The sequence below is a fragment of the Halobaculum sp. EA56 genome (assembly GCF_051195075.1).
Lineage (GTDB): Archaea > Halobacteriota > Halobacteria > Halobacteriales > Haloferacaceae > Halobaculum.
The window spans coordinates 1-1,375 of the sequence record NZ_JBNTJX010000085.1 but is presented as its reverse complement, the minus strand read 5'-3'; the positions used below and the strand labels follow the sequence as shown (position 1 = coordinate 1,375).

1 protein-coding gene is annotated in these 1,375 nt (G+C 74.0%); it reads right to left on the bottom strand.

What is annotated here, in order from left to right:
• Positions 1-449 (bottom strand): HAD family hydrolase (locus ACQUQ1_RS22205; protein WP_435066355.1); only part of this gene is annotated, 449 nt, incomplete at its 3' end.
• Between the last annotated feature and the right edge of the window lie 926 nt (positions 450-1,375).

Sequence of the window (1,375 nt, the reverse complement as noted above, 5' to 3'; positions counted from 1 at the left end):
GCCATGTCCCCCGCGTACACCGTCGCGTCGAGCGCGTCGGTCAGCCCCAGGGACTCCAACTTCGGCGCCTGCCGCCACTCGGGGCCGTTCGTGAGGACCCCCACCGGCCCGCGCCGACGGGCGGCCGCGAGCGCCTCTCGCGCCCCGGACGCGTACGAGACGGCCCCGTGGTCTATCGACGCGAGCAGGCCGTCCGCCAGCGCGTCCGCGTCGACCGGGGCCCGCCCGTACCGGGCCGCGACCACCCTGAACCCCGCCGCGAAGTACGACCGCTCGTCGTTCGGCGTCGGCGGCCCCGTCAGCGCGGCCCACAGGTCCGCGGGCTCGCCGAACGGCTCGACCCCGGCGCGCTCGAACGCCCGCCGGTACAGTTCGTCGGGGTCGCCGTCGCGGCGGCACAGCGTGTCGTCGAGGTCGAACGCCGTCGCCGCGTACCCGCCCGTCGGCATGCGTCGCCGTTGGCGGCGGACGCGCAAAACGCGTTCGGGGCCGAAAGCACTCGAAATCCGGTGTCGCTCCCGGCCGGCCCTCCCGGCCCGTCGGCCGTGAAGCACTCGCAAACCGGTGTGGCGCCCGTGGCCGGGCGACGCCGGCGCGGGCCGCGACTCCCTGACACCGGTTTGCGAGTGCTCTCGTCGCGGGGGCGGGGGGAGGGGTCGCCGCGGGGAGTGCTCGCGTATAGTATATCGATTTCGATCGCTAGCTAGGAGGAGCGAAGCCGAACGCCCGAGCGGCCGCCGCGTGCCGGGCTCGGCCGTCGAGCCGGTCCGGCGGTCGACGCTCACGCCGTCGTTTATGTACCATCGGCGTCGGGGGCGCCGGCCCCGGCGACGGTCCGCCCGTTCCCGGGCGGCGAAAGCACTCGAAATCCGGTGTGGGAGGGTCGGCGGCGACGCCGCCCGCGGACGGACCGTCGCTCGGCCTTGGTCGTCGGACTCCGCCGCAGATCCCGGTCCGTGTGCACGGCGCCCGCCTAGTTTCCACTCTCCGGCCCCGGGGCGTGCCGGACGGCCGAGCGAAGCACTCGAAATCCGGTGTGCGGCCTCGCCGCCGCGGCGACGCCCCGCCACGGGCGACCGGCGGGCCGACGAAAGCACTCGAAAACCGGTGTGTGTCACGCCCGCCGTCGCGGGCGGTCCGCGTCGACCCCCGGGGACACTCGAAACCCGGTGTCGAAACGCGGGTCGCGAGGGGGAGCACTCGCAGTCACCCGCACCCACTCGCAGAGCACTCGAAGCCCCCCGGGGGAGCACTCGAAAGCACCCGAAAGCACTCGCACTTCCACAGCCTTATCACCCGGGTCGCCCCAGAGGCGGGTGCGACATGGGGTCGAGCTCGATATTCGAGGACGACGTGGAGATCATCCGCAACGCGG